This window comes from Staphylococcus sp. 231237_7MaSpsaltlick (assembly GCF_043107035.1).
In genome coordinates, this window is record NZ_JBICNX010000223.1 from 1 (window position 1) to 743 (window position 743).

At 31.9% G+C, this 743-nt stretch carries 1 protein-coding gene and 1 pseudogene; both read right to left on the reverse strand.

The features are described 5' to 3' along the window. Positions 1 to 181: 181 nt before the first annotated feature. The gene (locus ACF91D_RS31070) at positions 182 to 445 is read right to left on the reverse strand and encodes a hypothetical protein (protein WP_392438601.1); all 264 of its coding nucleotides are present in this window, start codon (positions 443 to 445) and stop codon (positions 182 to 184) included. A 65-nt stretch (positions 446 to 510) separates the two neighbouring features. Continuing rightward, positions 511 to 743: pseudogene (locus ACF91D_RS31075) on the reverse strand (cassette chromosome replicative helicase); the annotation flags it as partial.

Sequence of the window (743 nt, forward strand, 5' to 3'; positions counted from 1 at the left end):
GCTTGTTTCATCCTGTTTCCTCCTTCCAAATTGATAATATATATTTATGAACGAATTTATAGTTAAGCCCAACACCAGTAAGGTGTTGGGCGTTATTATTAGTCATCAGCGTGATTGATTTCTTCAATCACTAAATCAGCGAGTAATGTGATTAATTCGTCCAATGAAAAGACCTCCGATTCTATAAAATATTTAAGGATTTGATAATATGATAAACAGTCATTCTGTCGTCTCTTGTACTTTTCACAAAGAAATTAGTGAGAGCTACCTCATTCATAAATTCAGGGTGCAATTTATAAAGTATCAAGAGTTTACGTTGTGTCTCAGTTAACGTATAGGATTCTATATCATAGTCATGATTAATATAGTTTACGACTAATTGTTGATTCTCTAATTCGACCAAAGAGCATAATGTGTATTGTGTTAATTTGAATTTAGTATTCATTTTAATTTCCTCCAAGTATTTGATTAAGTAAGCTACAACAGCCTTTAGGGTGTTATAGCGATATTTTATAATCCTAAATCGTCATTTGCTTCGAATTGTTTAGCTTTCGTTACAAAATCTTCTAGCAAATTTTTATTTGTATTATCAACGAATGGTGGTGGTATACTAGGTTCTGTTTTAGAACTCAAACCAAACATTGAAGCATAAGTCATATCTAGCTTAAGATGGTAAAAGACAATAGTCTTCTTTTTGCCATTAGAATCTGGAACGCTACGTTTTGTTGTTTTTCGGTTCCGAT